Consider the following 19,932-nt stretch of genomic DNA (forward strand, 5'->3'; position numbering starts at 1 on the left):
TCGGCCAGAAGTTAGTGCCACTCCTCTACGTCGTCTTCGTCATCGTCGTCGTACTGATCGTCAGCTTCATAGCTGTCGATGTCTTCGGATTCTTCGGAGTCTTCGTCTTTCTCGCCGCGGCCACGCAGGATCGCGTCGACCACATCATCGAATTCGCTGCCCCAGCCGGCACGGTCGGTGCGGGCGAGGCCGGCGAGCTCCACCCGGGTCGTCCCGTCACCAGCAGGCGTGAAGCGCACCCAGATGCGGCGGCGCTTGATCAGCAGGGAGCCCACCAGGGAGGCGAGCATCACCGTGGTGGCCACGAGTGCCCAGAACTGCGTCGGATCGCGGGAGATCTGGTAATTGGCGTATTCGGCGGCACCGTCGAAGCGGATGGTGACCACTTCGTCTTCGCCGTCCGGGGTCTTCTTGCCCGTGGGTACCTGCGCTTCCTCACCCGCGGCGAGCTGGATGCGGTCGGCGCGCTCGAGCTGTCCGTTGGCAATGAGGGTCTGGTCGAGCGCGAAGAAATTCTGCGGGCGGCCGGTATCCAGGCCGGCATCGCCGGCGTAGACGTCGAGGGAGACAGCCGGGTCGTCCATCGATGGGAAGGCGGACTGCAGCATATCGCCGTTCGGGCCCGTCCACTGGGCAGTCGGGGCGAACACGCCCTCGATGGCCAGCTGGTGCTGGCGGCGCTCGCCCAGATCCGGGTACATGCCGGCCGGCGGGTCGAAGCGCATCACGCCGTTGGACAGGAAGAAGGTCAGGTCCGTCGGACGGTACTGCACCATCTGGGTGCGGGTTTCCCCGTCGGGCCAGGTGACGGTGATCTGCGGGGCGAATCCGTGGCCCTGCAAGTACACGCGGTCGCCGCCGATGCGCAGCGGGTGATTCACCGCCAGGGTGTAGTCCTCCCAGGTCTCCGGGTCGGTAGCCATGTCCTCGCTCTCGGCATACGAGACGCGGGATCCGAAGGAATCGGCCTGGCCATTTTGCAGGTACTCCGCGGTGAAGTCCTGGGAGATGAAGCAGAAGGGGGTAAGGCCGGTGCCGTCGAAAAGCGGGCCGGCGCGGAAGGTGTCAAAGTTGGCGGGCGACGTATTGCAGAATTCGCGCGACTGCTCCACGGGCACCGCGTACTCGGATTCCGAGTTGGTCACCACGATGACCTGGCCTTCGTAGAAGACCATGCGGCCGTAAGCGAAGATCGCGATGAGCGCCACGATGGCGACGTGGAAAAGCAGGTTGGCCAGCTCGCGGGCGTAACCGCGCTCGGCGGACAGGGACAGTGCCCCGGCGCGGTCGTCTGTGGGCTCGTAGCGGGCGACGCGCCACTTGCGCAGGATGCGCTCGGCGCGCGCGGTGGCCTCGTCCACGGTCATGTCCACCTCGCCGGCGGCGTGGTGCGGCATGCGGTGCAGGTATTTCGGCGCGCGGGTCGGCTTCGCGTTATACGCCTTGTAGTGGTCGATCGAGCGCGGAATGATGCAGCCGATCAGGGAGATGATCAGCAGGGTGAGCAGGGCGACGAAGATGGGGGACGAGAAGACGTCGAAAAGCATGAGCTTGTCGTAGATCTTGCCCATGACCGGGTTGGCGTCTAGGTACTCGTTGACCTGGCTCTCGCTGATTTCACGCTGCGGAAGCAGAGCGCCCGGCACAGCGATGAGGGCGAGCAAAAACAGCAGCACCAGCGCTGTGCGCATGCTGGTCAACCAGTGCCAGAGTTTCTTCGCCCAGTTCGTCGCGGTGTTAAGCATGTCGTTTCCGAATCATTTTCAGGTCCACTACAACTACAGCAAGGTCGTGCCGTAGCCGTCCACCCATTGGCGGGTCCAACCGATGAAGCTGTTCCACGCCCCGGTGAGCAACAGCACGCCGACGGCGATCATGGCTACCCCGCCGATGATCTGGATAGTACGCGAGTGCTTGCGCAGGAAACCGATGGCCTCCACCGCATGCGCGGAACCGAGCGCCATGAGCAGGAACGGGATTCCAAGCCCGAGGCAGTACGCGACGACCAGGATGATGCCGCGCACGGCAGTGAACCCCTCGGTGCCCACCGACACGGAGATCACCGCGCCGAGCGTGGGCCCCAGGCACGGGGTCCAGCCAAGCGCGAAGACCCCGCCGAGCAGCGGCGCGCCGAGCCAGGTCGCCCATTTCTTCGGCTGCATGCGGGTGTCGCGCTGCAGCATGGGCACGGTGCCCATGAACACCAGTCCCATGAGGATGGTGATGACACCGCCGGCGCGCATGAGCGTCTCCTCGTTGAGCCTGATCAGGCTGATCGCCCCGAAGACCGTGACGGTGGCCAGCAGGAAGACCACGGTGAAGCCGAGAATGAACAGGCCTGCAGCGCCGACTACTGCCCATTTGCGCTTCCGACCCACGGCCAGCTCGCCGCGGTCCAGCGTCACCTCCCCGCCGACGATGCCGGTGAGATACGACATATAGCCGGGCACCAGCGGGATCACGCACGGCGAGGCGAAGGACACCAGGCCGGCGAGCGCCGCCGCGAGAATTCCCAGCAGCAGCGGGCCGGAGGCGGCGAGGTCAGCGAAAGTCTGTCCCATCTACGCCTCTGCCTCGGCTGCCAGGCGGTCGGTGACCTGAATGATGTCATCGGCGGAGATCTCGCGCAGGAACACCGCGGCCGGGCGGTGCTGCTTGTCCAGGATCACGGTCGTGGGGATCACCGAGGTGGGGATGCCGCCGAGCGCGCCCGCGGTGCGGAACGAGGGGTCGTAGATCGACGGGTAGGTCACGCCGTTATCGGTGACGAAGTCCCGGGCGATCTCACGCTGCGGGTCGCGCACGTTGATGCCCAAGACGGTTCCTGTCGGCGTGCCATCGTCACCAGTCTCAGCGAGATGCTGATGCACCTCTTCCAAGTCGTCGACCTCCGCGCGGCACGGCGCGCACCATTGCCCCCAGGCGTTGAGCACGACGATCTGGCCGTCGAAATCCGACAGGGAGATCTCTTTGTCGGGCTCCATCAGCGATTCACCGGAGAAATCCTCCAGCGGGGCACGCTCGTCCTCGTCATAGAAGATCTCCACCTGCCCGCCAGGCGAGTGGAACGAGAAGGTCTCGCTCGAATTCGTGGTCGCGCAGGCGGACAGCGACGACAACGCCACCGCCCCCGCAGCGAGCACAGACAGTGCTTTATATCTGGTCGAACGCATCAGATATCCCTCGCCGGTTCGTCGTAGGTCCAGCCGGTCAGCGTGCCGCCGTCAAAGGTGAGCGAGGTGACGCTGGCTAGGTCGCACGTGCGCGAGACGTGCGCCGGTTTCTTGCCGGCGGCCCAGCGCTGCACCATCACGATGGGCAGCTGGTGGGACACCAAAATCGCCTCGTGTCCTTCAGCGTGCCGGCGAGCGGTGGCAACAGCGCGCTGCATGCGCTCGAGGATCTCCGTGTACGGCTCACCCCAGCTCGGCTGTAGCGGGTTGGTCATGTGGCGCCAACGGATCGGATTCATCAGCTGCGACGGAAAGCCCTTGGTGCGCAGGCCCTCGAAGGTGTTGCCGGCCTCGATCAGGTCGGGGTCGGTCTGAATCTCCAGGCCGGTGACCTCGGCGATGGGTGCGGCGGTTTCTTGCACACGCTCCATCGGGGATGCCGCCAGGTAGGTCACGTCGCGGCCTTTGAAGGTCGTCGCGGTGCGCGCCGCCATGGAGCGCCCGCGGGAGCTCAGATGGAAGCCCGGCAACCGGCCGTACAAGATCTTGCCCGGGTTGTGGACTTCCCCGTGGCGCACGAGGTGCACGACGGTTTCCGCCATAGGTTCGCTCCTCTCCGCCGGAGTTGTTTATGCGTCCGGCGTGGCCGCGGCCGCTGCGGCTGCTGCGGGCTGCAGCGCCTGTTCGATCTTCTCAAAGTCTGCATCGGTCAAGGCCGTGGACACAAACCACGTCTCGAAGGCGCTGGGGGCGGCGTAAACGCCTTCGTCGAGAAGCGCGTGGAAGAACGGCGCGTACCGGAACGTGTCCGCCGCCTTCATGTCCGCGAAATCATTGCCCTGACCCTCAGCGAAACGCACGGAGAGCATCGTGGCCGCGCGCTGAATATTGTGCGCGACGCCCGCACGCTCGAGCGCATCGTGCAGCAAGGTGGCCAGGCGGTCGGCGTTGGCATTCAGCTGCGGGTAGATCTCCTCGGAGGCAATGCTTAACGACGCCTCACCTGCCGCCATCGCCACCGGATTCCCCGACAACGTGCCGGCCTGGTAGACGGGGCCGGTCGGGGCGAGCTTCTCCATGATCTCGGTGCGCCCGCCAAAGGCCGCCGCCGGAAGGCCGCCGGAGACGACCTTGCCGAAGGTGGTCAGATCGCCGGCGACGCCGTCGACGCCGAACCAGCCGCGGTAGGAGGTGCGGAAGCCGGTCATGACCTCGTCGATGATCAGCAGCGCGCCGTCGGCGTGCGCGATGTCCTTGAGCCCCTGGTTGAAGCCGTCGACCGGTGCGACGGTGCCCATATTGCCCGCGGCTGCCTCAGTGATGATCGCGGCGATCTCCCCCGGGTGCGCGGCGAATGCCTCGCGCACAGCATCCAGGTCGTTATAGGGCACGACGATCGTGTCGCCGGCCTGCGCGCCGGTCACGCCCGGGGTATCGGGCAGAGCGAATGTGGCCACACCGGATCCGGCGGACGCCAGCAGAGAATCGACGTGGCCGTGGTAGCAGCCCTCGAATTTCAGGATCTTCGACCGGCCCGTGTAGCCGCGGGCCAGACGCACCGCACTCATCGTGGCCTCCGTGCCGGAATTGACCATGCGCACCTGTTCCACACTGGTGCGGTCCACGATCAGCTCCGCCAGGCGGACCTCCGCCTCAGTCGGGGTGCCGAAGGACAAGCCGTCCTTCAGGGCTTTTTCCACCGCCTCCACGATCTGGGGGTGAGTGTTGCCGTGGATCATCGGGCCCCAGGAGCCGACGAGATCGACATAGGAGTTGCCGTCGACGTCGATAAGCGTCGAACCGTGCGCTTCTTTGATGAAACGCGTTTGCCCGCCCACGGAACCGAAGCCGCGCACCGGCGAATTCACGCCGCCGGGCGTGACCGTCTTCGCGCGCTCGAACAACTCTGCCGAGCGGGCGGTGTTCTGGGACGTGGCGGACGTTGGCTGGTTCGAATCGTGAGAAGTCATGCCGTCGATTCTAGGACAGACCCCCAAACATGCGACGCACCCCGAATGGAGCTGAGACCCACCCACAAACGGAAAGACGATTTCCGGTTCGGGGGTATACGGGCGGATAATTCCGCGTATGGATGTTGACCATTCGGTCCCTGAAATAACGCTTTGCCGCGGCGCGGTGAGGGCAACAGTCTCCGCATCGGGCGCTGCTGTGCGCGAACTGACGGTGGACTCGCGCCCGCTGCTGCGCACTTTTGCGCAGGGCACGCACCCGCCGCAAGCCGCGAATGTCGTGCTTGCGCCGTGGCCGAACCGCGTCGCCGACGCGACCTATGTCTTCGGCGGAACGCGGCGCGAACTCGCGGTGACGGAGCCGTCGCTGGGCCACGCCCTGCACGGCTTCACGCTGAAGCGACTTTTCGAAATCCATGCCCCGCAGACAGAAAATGCCCCCGAAACGGCACCGGACGAAGTGACATTACGCACAGTTCTCGGACCCGAGCCCGGCTGGCCGTGGCCGATCGAGCTCTCCGTGCACTACGCGCTTACCGATTCCGGTCTCGAGGCATCCATGACTGCGGTGAACCTCGCGGATGAACCGGCGCCGTGCGCGCTCGGCGTGCACACCTACCTGGATGCGCAAGGGGCGCCGCTCGACGAGTGCACCCTGCACCACACCATCGCCGAGCGTCAGCCGCTGAATGAGTACAACATCCCCGCCGGGGCGCGCGAGCCCTGGCCGCACAGTCCCATCCGGATGCGCGATATGTGGCTTGACGACGCCGGCTTCGACCCCGTCGCCGACCAGCCCCGCATCGCGCGGTTGGTGAACGCCTCCGGGACCGGCGTGGAGCTGGCCGCCACGGCGAATCTGCCGTGGACCCAGATCTTCACCTCCCCGGAACGCCATGTGGCCGTCGAACCGATGACCGCTCCCCCGAATGCCCTCGCCACCGGCGAGGGCCTGACCGTGCTCGACCCCGGCGCCCGCCTCACGGTGGGCTGGTCGGTGCGGGCCATCACTTCCGAAAACTAGAAAGAGAGTCCCCTGCACATGGATACAGCCTTGCGGCTCGATGCCTCCTGGGTCGACTACCTGCTCGTCGCAGTCTTCTTCGTCTTTGTCTTAGGCATTGGCTGGGCTGCGAAACGGGGAGTGTCGTCCTCCATCGACTTCTTCCTTTCCGGCCGCGGCCTGCCCGCGTGGATCACCGGCCTGGCCTTCATTTCCGCCAACTTGGGTGCGGTGGAGATCATCGGCATGTCCGCCAACGGTGTGGAATACGGCGTGCAGACCATGCACTATTTCTGGATCGGCGCCGTGCCCGCCATGATCTTCTTGGGCATTGTGATGATGCCGTTCTACTACGGCTCCAAGGTCCGCTCCGTGCCGGAGTTCATGCTCAAGCGCTTCGGCCCCGCGGCGCACCTCGTCAACGCGCTGTCCTTCGCGATCGCGCAGCTTCTCATCGCCGGTGTGAACCTGTTCCTTCTGGCCACTGTCGTTGAGGCACTACTGGGTTGGCCACTGTGGGCCACGCTCGTCGTCGCCGCCGTGATCGTTCTGGCGTACATCACGCTCGGCGGCCTGTCCGCGGCGATCTACAACGAGGTCCTGCAGTTCTTCGTCATCGTCGCCGCCCTGCTGCCGCTGACCATCATCGGCCTGCGCCACGTCGGCGGCTGGAACGGCCTGAAGGAGCAGATCAACGACCCGACGCACTTCTCCGCATGGCCGGGGCAGGGCTTGTCCGGCTTCGAGCATCCGGTGTGGTCCGTGGTGGGCATCGTCTTCGGTCTGGGCTTTGTGCTGTCCTTCGGTTACTGGACCACGAACTTCGTCGAGGTGCAGCGCGCTATGGCCTCCGATTCGCTCGCTTCGGCCCGCAAGACCCCGATCATCGGCGCGTTCCCGAAGATGTTCATCCCGTTCATCGTGGTCGTGCCCGGCATGATCGCTTCCGTCCTGGTGACCCCGATCATGGAGGGGGCCGCCAACCCGAATGACGCCGTGCTGTACCTCATGCGGGATCTGCTCCCGAACGGCCTGCTGGGTGTCGGCATCGCTGGCCTGCTCGCAGCGTTCATGGCGGGCATGGCTGCGAATATCTCGTCGTTCAACACCGTGTTCAGCTACGACCTGTGGCAGACCTACGTGGTCAAGGACAAAGAGGACGACTACTACCTGCGCGTCGGCCGCCTGGCCACCGTGGGTGCGACCGTGATCGCCGTGTTCACCGCGCTGCTGGCCGCGAATTTCGGCAATATCATGGACTACCTGCAGACGTTGTTCGGCTTCTTCAACGCCCCGCTGTTCGCCACGTTCATCCTCGGTATGTTCTGGAAGCGCATGACACCGCATGCTGGCTGGTCCGGCCTGGTCGCCGGCACCGCTGCAGCGATCTGCTTCTGGGCGCTGTCCCTTGGCGAGAACCCCGTGGTCACACTGCCGGGCCAGGGCACCGCATTCGTCGCTGCTTCGCTGGCATTCGTCGTGGATATCGCCGTCAGTGTCATTGTCTCGATGTTCACCGCGCCGAAGCCGGACAAGGAGCTCGTCGGTTTCGTTCGCAGCGTCACCCCGCAGGACCAGCTTGTCGACGCCTCCGAGGCTGCCCTCCCCTGGTTCCAGCGCACCGTCCCGCTGGGCATCATCGCCGGTGTCCTCGTCGTGGCCTTGAACCTGGTGTTCCTGTGACCTCCCGCGGCCGCAGATTCCCCATCAAGCAAAGGATTTGATTCGCATGACTACTTCGATTTCCCGCGGGCACGACTCCGCGAATACACCACAGCCCGACCAGCCGGAGGTGAATTCAGCCACCGACGCCTTTGATATCCGCAATGTCATCGGCGCACTGCTGGGCTTCTACGGCATCGTCCTGATCATCTGCTCTTTCTTTCTCGACCCGGGGGTGAATGCCGACACCGGCGCCGCGAAGAACGCGAGCGATAACCTGTGGGTGGGCATCGCGCTGGCCGTGTCCGCGGCGATCTTCTTCGTGTGGGCACGGTTCCGTCCGATCTCCTTCGACCCCGAGACTTTGGAAGCCACCGACTAAATGAGCAATCTCAAGATCACCCGCACGAGACTGTCCGACGGCCGCGAGCTCATCTATTTCGACGAGCCCGGCACCCCCGACCGCACCGCCGTCGATGAGCGCGGCTTGCCGCAGGTGGAAACCGAGTCGTGGCTGCGCCGCGACCCGTTGACGGGCGAATGGGCGATCTACGCCGCGCACCGCCAGAACCGCACATTCCTCCCGCCGGCGAATGAGGACCCGTTGGCGCCGACGCGCCCGGGCCAGAAGCCGAGCGAGATCCCGGAGGCGGATTACCAGGTGGCGGTGTTCGAGAACCGGTTTCCGTCGTTAAGCATGCGCCAAACGATCGCGGACGATTACGATCCGCGCGTCGACGGCGAGGACCTCTTCCAGCGCGCTCCGGCGCTCTCCCGCTGCGAGGTCGTGTGTTTCACGCCCGACGCGGACGGCTCGTTCACGGACCTTCCGCTCGAGCGCAAGCGCATGCTTATCGACGTCTGGGCCCACCGCACCGCCGAACTTTCCGCCATCGACGAGGTGAAGGCCGTCTTCCCCTTTGAAAACCGCGGGGAGGAAATCGGTGTGACACTGCACCACCCACACGGGCAGATCTACTCCTACCCCTTCGTGCCGCCACGCACCGCCGCGATCGCCCGGCACGCGCGTGAGCACCGCAAAGCGCACGGCACCGAGCTTTTCGACGACCTCCTCGCCGCCGAATTGCGCGCCGCCACCCGCGTGATCGACGATTCCGAGCACTTTTGCGTATTCACTCCCGCCGCCGCGAAATGGCCGCTGGAGGTCATGGTGATGGCGAAACGCGCCGTGCCGAATTTCGCCGAGCTCACCGAGGAAGAACGGGATGATCTGGCGGGAATCTGCCACAGGCTCTTCGCCGCCGTCGACCAGTTCTTCGAGGGCGTGGACCGCACGCCGTACATCGCTTCGTGGAACCAGGCGCCCGTCGATACGCCCGCCGACGGCCGCTTCCACCTGCAGCTGTTCTCGCTGATGCGTTCGCCGAACCGCATGAAGTACCTCGCCGGCAGCGAGTCCGGCATGGGTGCGTGGATCAACGACACCACCCCAGAGACCATCGCCGCCACCATCAAGGAGCACTACACATGATCGTTCCCGCCACCCGTTCGCCCGAAGAGCTCGCCGCCGCTGCCCGCGACTTCCTCGTCGAACAGGCCGGCCCCGATGCGGCGGAGGCCACCGGCACCTGGGTCGCCCCGGGCCGCGTGAATTTGATCGGCGACCATGTCGACTACGCCTTCGGCGTGTGCCTGCCGTTCGCCACCACGATGGCCACCGCAGTCGCCGCGCGCAAGCGTTCCGACGGTGTCCTGCATATGCTGTCGCAGGCACCGAACGGCGAGCTGCTCGATGCCTCTGTCACGCTTGCTGACCTCGACGCCGCCGCCAACGCCCCCGACGCCCAGCCCGGCATCGTGCCCGACTGGCGCGGGTACATCGCGGGCACGGTCCACGCTCTGGGCGCCGGCGGGATGGATATCGCGGTGGTCTCCGACGTCCCGCTCGGTTCGGGTCTGTCCAGCTCCGCGGCACTCGAGTGCGCCGTCGGCACCGCCGCCCGCGACCTGTATGAGCTGGGCACCAGCGACGAGGACCTCATCGCCGCGACGATGCGCGCGGAGAATTTCTACGTCGGCGCAAATACCGGCGGGCTGGACCAGAACGCAGTCGTGCGCGGCCGCGCGGGCTACGCACTGGCCCTCGACTTCCTCGACGGCACCCACGAGCAGGTGCCGTGCGCGCTCGAGGGCTACACGCTGCTTGTCTCCGACAGCCGCGTCGAACACTCCCACGCCACCGGCGAATACAGCTCCAGGCGCGGGCTTATCGACGCCGCCGCAGCCGCCCTCTCCTGCACCTTCCGTGAGGATGACGTGGTCGAGCGCGCCGTTTCCTGGGCCGCTGAGAACCCCGACGAGGCCCTCGGCAACGACCCCGAGGTGGTGCGCCGCCGTGTGCGCCACGTCCACTCCGAGACCGCCCGCACCATCGAGGCCGTCGCGGCGCTCAAAGCCGGCGATATCGAGCGTTTCGGCGAACTGATGAATGACAGCCACGTATCGCTTCGCGATGACTACGAGATCGTCCCCGCCGCCCTCGAGACCGCCGTCCGCGCTGCAGTTGGCGCCGGTGCCATCGGGTCCCGCATCACCGGCGGCGGCTTCGGCGGCTCCATCATCGCTCTGTGCCCGGATGACCGCACCGAAGCTGTCGCCGCCGCCATTGAAAAGGCCACCCACGCCGGCGGTTTCCCTGTGCCCACGATCTACGCCACGAGTGCCCAGGACGGTGCCCGGCACGTCCAGCTGCATCTGTAGCTAAGCCCCCGGCGGTCTTTTAGGATCGCCGGGGTGAATGACTTCGGCACTTTTTATTACATCCTCGAATACACCGGTGTCCTGCTCGCCGCCATGGTCGGCGGGTCAGTGGCCAAGAACATGAACTTCGATGTGGTCGGTTTCGGCTTCATCGCCCTGATCTCTTCCCTCGCCGGCGGCCTCATCCGCGACTGCTTGCTCAGCAACGGTCCGGCTGCCGCCCTCCAATCCCCCTGGTATCTCATCATCGCGGTCATCGGCGCCGCGATCGCCTTCTTCGTCCAAATTGAGGGCGCGCTGTGGGACCAGGTCCGCTTCTACCTCGACGTGGTCACTGTCGGTGTGTGGTCGGTGGTGGGCGCGACCCACGCGATCGTCAACGATCTGTCGTGGATCGCCGCACTCCTGCTCGCCGTGATCACCTCCACAGGCGGCGCGCTCGTCCGCGACGTGGTGCTGGGCAAGATCCCGGCACTTTTCACGTCGCAGAAGATGCTCGTCTTCCCTTCGCTGCTCGCCGGCGCGATGACGCTAGGCTTCACGCACTTCGGGGTCAAAGCGTGGATCGGCATGCTGATTTCTTCGGTGGCCGCCTCAGTGCTGTCCATGACCGTCTACTGGGTCAGCACCGCCCGCACCCACCAGCCGACACGTACCGAACGCTCCCTCGACCGCCGCATCGCCGCCGAGTTGAACATGTCCCCCGATGACTCGGTGACGAATATTGCAGACGCAATCGCCGGTGCCAAGGACGAAGACGTCCTGAACCTCATCCGCATCTATCTCCACGACGAGGTCCTCGAACGCGCCGGCACCTCCCCCACCGCCGCGAGCCGGTAGCACGGCGGTGGCTAGGCCTTCGACTCGTTCTTCGACTGGCGGCGGAAGATGCCGATGAAGACGAAGATCAGCAGGCCGATCGCGATCCAGTTGGCGACCTTCGCGTACTGCTCGAGCACGTAGACGACGGGGTCGCCGATCATCCAACCGAGCCAGAAGTACAGCAGCGTCCACGCGGTCTTGGACAAAAAGTCGAGGAGGAGCATCTTCTGCCACGGCATGCCCGTCGCGCCGGTGAGAACGAGCACGACGAACTTGATCGGCAGCGGAATGGGCAGGTAGGCGAGGAAGATGGCCAGCCAGCCGAGTTTGTGGAACCAGCGTTCAACCCGGTCGATATTCTTGCCCATGCGCGGGGAATTCTCCGCCTGCACCTCGAGCATGCCGCGGCCCCAGAGCTTGCCGGCCCACCAGTAAACCCAGTCGAATTTGATCGCCATGAGCGAGCCGATGAGCACGTACCAGATCCAGCCTGAGGCCTCCCCGATCGAGGCGAGCGCACCCGTGGACGCGGCGCCGATGCGGGAGCCGGTCAGCGCCAGCAGGATGGGCGGTTCCAGGCCCAGCAGCCACGCGCGCAGTGGGATCAGCGCCAAGCCGAAGATGCCGACGAAGCCGAACCAGCCCAGGCACCAGTAGTCCTCTTTGGTGGGCTTGGAATTCCACGGCATGCCGGGTTCTTCCCACCATTCGCGTTCCGCTTCGTTGGCGGCAGGCTCACCGCCGGTGGGCTGATTTGCAGGCTGATCAGCTGGTTCGTGTCCCGGTATCGGCTGGTGTTCTTCGTTGCTGGTCGACGACATGGTTCATTAACCTACCGCGTCGATGCCGCGAAGTGTCAGCGCGCCAGCGCCTGCGCCACCTTGCGTGCATGCGCGATCACCGCGGGCACGCCGACGCCACCGGCCCAGGCACCGGTGGCGGAGATTCCGTCGACATCAGCAAGCTGCTTCTCGACGTCCGCCACCACCTGCACATGCCTCTCATCGAAGCGTGGGAGACCACCGAACCAGCGCTGGACGTAGATCTCCTCCAGTCCTGCTTCGCGGCCGCCGAAACCGGTGATGGTGGCGAGGTCATCGAGTGCCCAGTCGACGAGGTCGTCCTCGTCGGCGCGGATGGCGATATCGTCGCCGAAGCGGCCGAAGCTCGCCCGGACGAGCGCGCCGCCGCGCTCTGCAAGGTGCGGCCACTTGCGCGACGAGAAGGTGAACGCCTTGGTTTTCACGTCCCCGGCACCGGTGGCGACGAGGACCCCGGAATTCTCCGGAAGGCCCTCGTCGGTGGCAAAGCGCATGCCCACCACGACCGAATTAGCCAGCTTCACTCCAGACAGCGTCGTGGATGCCTCCGGTGCGATCTGCTTGAGCAAGAGAGCTGCCGTCGGTGCCGGGACCGCGAGGATCACGTGGTCGTAGACGGTGTCCTGGCCGCCTTTGAGGCGGAAGCCAGTTTCGACCCGCTCGATCGCGGAGATGAACGCGTCGATGTAGATATCCGCACCGGATTTCTCCGCCAGGGTCTCGTAGACCTCCTGATAGCCGTCGCGGAAGGCGTTGAACACGGCACCGTGGCCGGTGGGCAGCTCCTTGCGCTTTTTGGCCTGCTGTTCTTCCAAGTTCTGCACCGCGGTGGACAGGTGGACGGTGCGGTCTGGCGATTCGGCGGCGAGGCGGTCGAATTCAGCGGCCAGCTGCGGGATCGTCGCACGCACGCCAAGGTCGTCGGCTGTGCAGGAATACACTCCGCCGAGTAGCGCAGACACGATATTGTCCACCACCTCGTCGCCGTAGCGCTCACGCACTAGCGCGCCGACATTCAGGTCGCCTTCCGCGGGCCAGGTGAAGCCGGGGTGGGAGGATTCTTCGTCGATAAGCTTCGCTGTTTCGTCGGACACGAGATGCGCGACGCTCTCCGAGCTCCCCGGGATGCCCATGATTCCGCCGGTGGGCAGCTGGCGCGCTTGCCCATCGACCCACACGAGCGAACGCAGGCCGGACGGCTCCACCAGCGAATCTTTCAGGCCGAGCTCGGTGAAGAAATCCACTGCGTCTTGGCGCCGCGCCATGAACGCTTCGGCACCCATGTCCGTCGGGCCGCCCTCGAAGGCGACGGTGTGCAGCTTGCCGCCGATCCGGTCGGTGGCTTCGTAGACATCGACCTTCGTATCCGTACCGCGGAGTTCGTACGCGGCGGTGAGTCCAGCGAGTCCTGCGCCGATAATGGCGATTTTCATTAGCTCTCCTCGTGAATAATGCGCACAGCTTCGGTGATGGCCTCAGCATCAGTGGTGGGCAGCACGCCGTGGCCGAGGTTGAAGATATGGCCCGTGGCGGTGCCAGCCTCAATCGCGCGAGCGGCCTCGGCCTTGATCCGTACGACCTCCTCGCGGACGACGTCCGCACCGGCAAAGAGCATCGCCGGATCGAGGTTGCCCTGCAGTACGCGCGGCGACGCGAAACGCTCCGCGGCGCGGTCGAGCGGAACACGCCAATCGACGCCCATGACCTCGCTTCCCGCCTCCGACATGGCACCGAGCAGCTCGCCCGTGGACACGCCGAAGTGAATGCGGGGGATCTCGCCCGCGACGGTTTCCAGGATCTCCGTGGAATACGGCAGCACGTGGCGGCGGTAATCGGCCTCGGTGAGGAAGCCTGCCCAGGAATCGAAGAGCTGCATCGCGTCGATGCCCGCAGTGACCTGCGTGCGCAAGAACGCCGTGATCGTGGGCACCAGGCGGCGCATCAGCTCGTGCCACGTGTCCGGATGGTCGTGCATCATGGCTTTGGTCTTCTCGTGGTTCTTGCTCGGCCCACCCTCGACGAGGTAGCTGGCCAGCGTGAACGGCGCGCCCACGAAACCGATGAGCGCCTGGGCGTCATTCAGCTCGTCGAGAATGTGGCTGATGCCTTGAGCGACCTCATCGACCTCGTGGTCGAGGACCGGCAGGTTGGCCACATCCTCCTTCGTGCGGATCGGTGTGCTCATCACCGGGCCGCGGCCCGGCACGATCTCCACGTCCACGCCGGCAGCCTTGAGCGGCACGACGATATCGGAGAACAGAATCGCGGCATCCACATCGTGGCGGCGCACCGGCTGCAGCGTGATCTCCGCGAGCAGCTCCGGCATGAAGCACGAGTCCAGCATGGCGATGCCTTCGCGCACTTCGCGGTATTCCGGTAGGGAACGGCCAGCCTGCCGCATGAACCACACCGGGGTTCGCGACGGCGTGCGGCCATAAGCGGCCTCCACAATGGGGGCTTGATTCAGCTCACGTCGGGTCATGCAGTCCATTGTGGCCCATCGGTGCCACAGGTGTCACAACCGGTTGATCCGGGGGAAACGTCGCGCACGCATCGACAGCACTTCGATGAGCAAGGAGGCACCGAGCATGAGCACCGTCGCGACGATCGGCGGGATCACACCGGCCACCGCGGCGACGAGCACCGCGATGTTGTATCCCCATGCCAGAACCTGGTTCCGGTCGATGATCGCGCCGACGCGCTGCGCGTGAACGATCAACTGCGGCACCGCCATGACGTCGTTGCGCAACAGGACCGCAGACAGCCTACGGCGGCGCTGCTGACCGGTCTCAATATCGTCGGCGGTGGCGTACATCAAACTGACATTCGCCGCCCGCAGCGCATCCGTGATGGTGTTATCGCCGACCGCAGCCACGCGCGCACCGCCCGCGCGGAGATTGCGGATCGCGCCCGGCTTGCGGTCGTGCATGATGCCGGCCAGCACCGTGGACACACCCAGGTAATCGGCATAGCGACGCGCGACGGGATACGTGTCGCGTGTGAGCATCACCGTCTCCAGCCCGCGTGACTCCAGGGCCATGACAGCTGCATCGGCATCGTCCTTGAACGGGTCGAACAGCGTAATCACGCCACGGTTCTTGCCCTTCCAACTCACCACCACAGGGGTGCCGCCGGATGTGGCCGCCACGGCCAAAGCGCCGTGCAGGTTGGACAAGTTCACTGGACGCCACAGCTGCGCATCCACCTGGGTGGCAGTCTCGTGGCCTTCCTCGTCGACATAGATCATCGAGATCCTGCCCGCCATGTCGCCGCTGGGGTGCTGGTCCATGTGGACCAGCTCGTAGCGCACAGGCATATGCGGGTCATCATCCGACTGGGAACGAGCCTCACGCGCCCCGTGCACCAGAGCGCGGGACGCCGGGTGGGACGATTCCATGGACAGCGCACCGGCGATGCGCAGCACCATTTCCTCGCTCTCCCCTTCCAGGGCCGTGACGGACTCGATGAACATCTTCGGTTTCGCCAGCGTACCCACACGGTTGAACACGACTGTGTCCACATCTTCCAGTGCGCGCAGCGTCTCGCCGTCGCGCACGAGAATGCCGTTGCGGGCGGCGGACTCGACACCCAACCGCCGCGCCAGAGCCGGTGACAGGGCGAGCGCCGGCGGGGCGACACCGGACAGCACCGCCAAAGCGGTGCGTAACGCGGCGTTGTAATCCTGGGCGATCAAACCCCACAGGATGAAACTGAAAAACGCCACGGTCATCGCCACCGGCAAAAGCAGCGCCGCTGCGCGGGCGTACTGCACGGACGCGTAGCGCTGGCGGCGCTCCACATCGGTCAGCCAGTGGTGCACCGCCTGCCAACGGGTGGCGTGGCCGGTGCGCTGCGCACGAACCTTGATCTCGCCCTCGCGGATCACGGTTCCGGAGTAGACGACCGAACCGACCTTGACGTCCATCGGCTCGTGCACGTCGATCAAGCCCGGCTCCAGCAGTGCACGGCCACCCATGATCTTGCCGTCCACCGGGATGGTCTCCCCCGCATGCACGACAATGTCATCGCCGCGGTTGATCTCCGAGACCGGGATCATCTCCTCGGCACAGTCCGCGCCGCCGCGCCTTTTACTGATGCGGATGTACTCGGTGTCGGGAGAGACAGTGGCGTCGGTGAGTTCGTCGATAAGCAATGTGCGCGCGCGGATCGAGTACCGCCGCCCGATGAGCAGCAGCGTCGTGATGCCGCAGGCGACATCGAGGAAGAGCTCCGGGCCGTCGGCCGTGCCCGGCGCGAAGGCGAACCAGGAGAATGTGGAATGCCAGCCGCGATGGCCCGTCGGAGCGAATGCGATGACCGCGGCCGACCACACATACGCGATGATCGCCGCGGTCGAACTCGCGCCGTCGAGCGCCGCGATGCCGCGCCGCACACCGCCGAGCATCGCGCGGTGGAACGGCAATGCGCACCACGTGACAACCGGGGTGGCCAACGCCAGCGACACCCACTGCCAGCCGTCGAATTGCGCCGGTTCGAAATACGCCATCACCAGCACCGGGATGGTGAGCACCAGCGCCAACCACATGCGCGCCGGGGTGACCAGGTCGCGGGCGGTGTACAGCACGTCGTCGTGCTTGTGCTCCTGCCGGGGCTGGCCGTATCCTGCCCGGCGCGCCTTATCCATCGAGCGGGCGGCCAGGCGGCGGCGCCGGCGCATGCGGCTGGGCATGTCCTTTACCGGCTTGCGGCGGGTATGGTGCTCGGCTGTCTGCGCCCGCGCCGCATAACGCAGCAGGGACGTCTCCGACATCGTCGCTGAGATTCCTTGGGCGGCGATGGCCTCCAAGATCACCATGGGGCTCATCGTGTCCGGCGCCGTCACCCACGCGGTGGAACTGGGGTAGACAATGCGGCACTGGACTCCGTCGAGTTCTTCCACCGCCTCCTCGACTTCGTTCACGTCCGGAACAGCAGGAAGGTCCTCGAGCAAGAACGAGTAAGAGACGTGCGGGCGGTCCGGCAGGTCACCGACACCGACAGCCGCCCACCCGGAGTGGTCCGAGCTGTCCGGCTCGTCGCCGATGGCGAAGCCCGCCTTGCGCGCGGCCTCGTGCGCGTCCTCGATGGAGCGGCCCAGCGCGCTCGACTCCGATGAATCAGCGGAATCGATCCCTTCAGCGACTTCATAATTGCCGGTCGCTTCCTCCGGCTCCGCCGGGGCAGACGCCGAGTCTTTGTCGTCGTAAGTAGCGAAGTCCCCGCTATCTTCAGCGTTGTCTTGCTCCCCGTCGCCGGAGGTCTCGGCGTTGTCGGAGTCATCGGAGTTGTCGGAGCGGTCGGAGTCTGGGCCGATCGTGCTGGTATTCGCAGCAATTTCGGCATTTTCCGCTGTCTGGCGGATCGATTCCTTGCCTAAAAATCCGCTGGTGTCCGGGTCGCGGATGTCGTCTTCGCTGTGTGCCATGTCGTCTCACCCCTTTCCGTGCTCGGCCATGATCAATTCGTCTTTAGTCGGTCAACACTGTTCGCTCCCCCAACCCCGCATTGTGGGCTCGCAGAGCGACATTAAAATCGCGGGCTCATCTTATCCACGAACGCGTTGGAGTCCGGCCGGAAGGTGAAGAACAGGCCGAAAGCCAGCGCAATGACGATGGACATGGCCGCCCAGAGCGAGAGAACCTTCGTCAAAAATGCAGCCAGGTTGAGAAAGAGCGCCAAGCCGATGAACACGCTGGCCCAGCGGCGCGCGGAGCGGCTGCCCTGGCGGAAGAACGACGCGGCGGAGACCAGCAGCACGGCCAAGATGATGTTGCCGAAAGCAGCGACGCGCATATTGGTCATGAAATACCCGCGCAGGGATTCGTCGATCCCGTCGGGAAGGCCCTGGCTGAGCAGGGTCATTGCGCTGAGCAACATGAGTACAGCCGCGGCGCAGATCAGGTAGAAGCCGATCTGTAGCGGCCGCGGCCATTCATCGCCAGCCTGCCCGGCAGAGCTGCGACGGTTCGCGTCGTCCGGGTGGCTGAGCATCGTGGGGAACATTCCGGCCATGGTCGTGTGACTTCCGATCAGGTTCAAACAGGACTGGAATCATTATGATGGCCGCGTCCGCCTTTAGCATCTTGCTTGGCAATCCACTTCTTGGCTTCGTCCTGCTGGGCGAAGATGAGGCCGCAGATTCCGGCGACACCGGCGATGATCTGGATGATGCCGTCAAGCGCCACCACCGCAGTAGGAATCCCGTCGGTATGCGCGCCAACGACGAGGAAGACGGTGATCATGCGCAGCAGGAAATAGCCGGAGAACACCGTCAGCAGCATGGTGGCATTCTGGGCCCATTTCTTCCGCCGCGCGATCGCTTTCAGCGCCAGCGCAAGCAGCAAGACAACGGCGAGCGCGAACAGCCCCATCAGCACGATCGCGATGTAGACGATCAGCTTGACTTGGTCGTCGCTCACGGCTTCCGCGCCACCGACGGACTTATTCGCCTCGCGCGCGGATTCCATCAGCGCCGTCGGATCAAGCAGCGCCATGGCCACGCCGAAGAGTTGGTGCACGAGCTCGGCGCCGATCATGACCGCCCACGCAAGAAGCAGGTAGCGCACGGCCTCCGGGGGTTTGTGCGGGTCGTGCGCGTCACGCTTTCCGCTTGTCGACGCCCCCTTGTCCCCCGCATTTCCCACCGGCATCATTCCGGGATTAGGCACGGTCATCGCTGCCCCGCCTTGTCCTCGCGGCCAGTGAGAATGCGTGCCGCGTCGAGGGCGAAGTAGGTGAAGATCTGGTCGGCACCAGCGCGCTTGATGGACTTAAGCGCCTCCATCATGGTGGCATCGCGGTCAGTCCACCCGTTGGCGCCGGCAGCTTGGATCATCGCGTACTCGCCGGAGACCTGGTAGGCCGCCACTGGCACAGGGGACATTTCCGCGATCTTGGCCAGCACGTCCAAGTACGGCAGGGCGGGCTTGACCATGACGAAGTCCGTGCCTTCTGCGAGGTCGAGCTCCACCTCGAGCAGGGACTCGCGAATATTCGCCGGGTCCTGCTGGTAGGTGCGGCGGTCGCCGGTCAGCGAGGAGCCGACGGCATCGCGGAACGGCCCAAAGAACGCCGAGGCGTATTTCGCGGAATAGGCCATGATGGCCACATCCTGGTAGCCAGCGTTATCGAGTGCTTCACGGATGACCTCGATCTGGCCGTCCATCATTCCCGAGGGGCTGACAATGTGCGCGCCGGCTTCCGCCTGCGAGACCGCCATCTTGGCGTAGAGCGGCAGCGTGGCGTCGTTATCCACCACATCGTTGCCGTGGGCGTCAGTGACCACGACGCCGCAGTGGCCGTGGTCGGTGAATTCGTCCAGGCAGGTGTCGGCCATGATCAGCAGGTCCTCGCCGAATTCTGCGCGTAGGCGGGCAAGCGCACGGTTCAAAATGCCGTCAGCGGCCCAGGCCTGGGAGCCTTCCGCGTCCTTGTCCTCGTCGAGCGGCACACCGAACAGGTCCACGCAGGGAATGCCGAGGTCGACTGCTTCGCGGCAGATCTCCACCAGGGAGTCCATGCTGTGCTGGTAGACGCCCGGCATCGAGGGGATCTCGCGACGCTCGCCGTGCTCGCCCAAATCGTCGGCGATGAACAGCGGCAGGATGAAATCCGTCGGGTGCAGCTGGGTCTCGGCGACCATCGCGCGCATCACGGGGCTGCGGCGCAGCCGACGCGGACGACGCACGGGACCAGCATTCTGGGGGTTCAAAGCTGAATCAGACACGCACCCCATATTAGGAACTTCGGGGTGCAGGCAA

Annotated in this window: 18 protein-coding genes; 6 read left to right on the plus strand and 12 right to left on the minus strand. The window is 65.3% G+C overall.

All coding sequences use genetic code 11. The features are described 5' to 3' along the window. Positions 1 to 11 precede the first annotated feature (11 nt). The 5 genes from ACUY2Y_RS09290 to hemL are packed head-to-tail and all read right to left on the minus strand — an operon-like array spanning position 12 to position 5,143. Complete coding sequence (locus ACUY2Y_RS09290) at positions 12 to 1,745, minus strand: cytochrome c biogenesis protein ResB (protein WP_448325948.1); 1,734 nt, start codon at positions 1,743 to 1,745, stop codon at positions 12 to 14. A gap of 33 nt (positions 1,746 to 1,778) precedes the next feature. After that, positions 1,779 to 2,561: a cytochrome c biogenesis CcdA family protein gene (locus ACUY2Y_RS09295; RefSeq protein WP_210572885.1), complete on the minus strand. Its 783-nt coding sequence runs from the start codon at positions 2,559 to 2,561 to the stop codon at positions 1,779 to 1,781. Further along, complete coding sequence (locus tag ACUY2Y_RS09300; protein WP_448325950.1) at positions 2,562 to 3,173, minus strand: TlpA disulfide reductase family protein; 612 nt, start codon at positions 3,171 to 3,173, stop codon at positions 2,562 to 2,564. After that, positions 3,173 to 3,775 (minus strand): histidine phosphatase family protein, encoded by a 603-nt coding sequence (locus ACUY2Y_RS09305; protein WP_448325952.1) that lies wholly within the window; start codon positions 3,773 to 3,775, stop codon positions 3,173 to 3,175. Before ACUY2Y_RS09305 ends, ACUY2Y_RS09300 begins: the two co-directional genes overlap by 1 nt. Positions 3,776 to 3,802: 27 nt before the next feature. Continuing rightward, positions 3,803 to 5,143, minus strand: coding sequence for a glutamate-1-semialdehyde 2,1-aminomutase (gene hemL / locus ACUY2Y_RS09310; protein ID WP_448325954.1), 1,341 nt, complete (start codon positions 5,141 to 5,143; stop codon positions 3,803 to 3,805). Between the two features lie 118 nt (positions 5,144 to 5,261). Here hemL and ACUY2Y_RS09315 point away from each other — a divergent pair, with 118 nt between their 5' ends. From ACUY2Y_RS09315 to ACUY2Y_RS09340, 6 genes are read left to right on the plus strand one after another with little or no spacing between them, the layout of a single operon-like run. After that, the gene (locus ACUY2Y_RS09315; RefSeq protein WP_448325956.1) at positions 5,262 to 6,167 is read left to right on the plus strand and encodes an aldose epimerase family protein; all 906 of its coding nucleotides are present in this window, start codon (positions 5,262 to 5,264) and stop codon (positions 6,165 to 6,167) included. An 18-nt stretch (positions 6,168 to 6,185) separates the two neighbouring features. Beyond that, positions 6,186 to 7,829: a sodium:solute symporter family protein gene (locus ACUY2Y_RS09320; protein ID WP_448325958.1), complete on the plus strand. Its 1,644-nt coding sequence runs from the start codon at positions 6,186 to 6,188 to the stop codon at positions 7,827 to 7,829. 46 nt (positions 7,830 to 7,875) lie between these two features. Beyond that, complete coding sequence (locus ACUY2Y_RS09325; protein WP_448325960.1) at positions 7,876 to 8,190, plus strand: hypothetical protein; 315 nt, start codon at positions 7,876 to 7,878, stop codon at positions 8,188 to 8,190. Next, positions 8,191 to 9,300 carry a galactose-1-phosphate uridylyltransferase gene (gene galT, locus ACUY2Y_RS09330; RefSeq protein WP_448325962.1) on the plus strand — a complete coding sequence of 370 codons (1,110 nt, stop codon included), beginning with the start codon at positions 8,191 to 8,193 and terminating at the stop codon, positions 9,298 to 9,300. Then, positions 9,297 to 10,529, plus strand: a complete 1,233-nt coding sequence (gene galK, locus ACUY2Y_RS09335; RefSeq protein ID WP_448325964.1) for a galactokinase — start codon at positions 9,297 to 9,299, stop codon at positions 10,527 to 10,529. The genes galT and galK overlap by 4 nt, the downstream gene beginning before the upstream one ends. Before the next feature lie 33 nt (positions 10,530 to 10,562). Beyond that, complete coding sequence (locus ACUY2Y_RS09340) at positions 10,563 to 11,369, plus strand: trimeric intracellular cation channel family protein (RefSeq protein ID WP_448325966.1); 807 nt, start codon at positions 10,563 to 10,565, stop codon at positions 11,367 to 11,369. 11 nt (positions 11,370 to 11,380) lie between these two features. On the opposite strand, the gene ACUY2Y_RS09345 is transcribed toward ACUY2Y_RS09340, so the two are convergent. The 7 genes from ACUY2Y_RS09345 to hemB form a co-directional block, all read right to left on the minus strand. Beyond that, the gene (locus tag ACUY2Y_RS09345) at positions 11,381 to 12,172 is read right to left on the minus strand and encodes a DedA family protein (RefSeq protein WP_448325968.1); all 792 of its coding nucleotides are present in this window, start codon (positions 12,170 to 12,172) and stop codon (positions 11,381 to 11,383) included. A 35-nt stretch (positions 12,173 to 12,207) separates the two neighbouring features. After that, a complete protein-coding gene (locus ACUY2Y_RS09350) occupies positions 12,208 to 13,605 on the minus strand; it encodes a protoporphyrinogen oxidase (protein ID WP_448325970.1) in 1,398 nt (465 codons plus the stop codon). Further along, complete coding sequence (gene hemE, locus ACUY2Y_RS09355) at positions 13,605 to 14,654, minus strand: uroporphyrinogen decarboxylase (protein ID WP_448325972.1); 1,050 nt, start codon at positions 14,652 to 14,654, stop codon at positions 13,605 to 13,607. Before hemE ends, ACUY2Y_RS09350 begins: the two co-directional genes overlap by 1 nt. Before the next feature lie 33 nt (positions 14,655 to 14,687). Next, positions 14,688 to 17,597, minus strand: coding sequence for a heavy metal translocating P-type ATPase (locus ACUY2Y_RS09360; RefSeq protein WP_448325974.1), 2,910 nt, complete (start codon positions 17,595 to 17,597; stop codon positions 14,688 to 14,690). 101 nt (positions 17,598 to 17,698) lie between these two features. Further along, a complete protein-coding gene (locus ACUY2Y_RS09365; protein ID WP_448325976.1) occupies positions 17,699 to 18,184 on the minus strand; it encodes a hypothetical protein in 486 nt (161 codons plus the stop codon). Between the two features lie 23 nt (positions 18,185 to 18,207). Beyond that, positions 18,208 to 18,846: a hypothetical protein gene (locus ACUY2Y_RS09370; RefSeq protein WP_448325978.1), complete on the minus strand. Its 639-nt coding sequence runs from the start codon at positions 18,844 to 18,846 to the stop codon at positions 18,208 to 18,210. Further along, positions 18,843 to 19,907, minus strand: a complete 1,065-nt coding sequence (hemB, locus tag ACUY2Y_RS09375) for a porphobilinogen synthase (protein WP_448325980.1) — start codon at positions 19,905 to 19,907, stop codon at positions 18,843 to 18,845. Before hemB ends, ACUY2Y_RS09370 begins: the two co-directional genes overlap by 4 nt. Between the last annotated feature and the right edge of the window lie 25 nt (positions 19,908 to 19,932).

The organism is Corynebacterium sp. 20-84, from assembly GCF_053479455.1.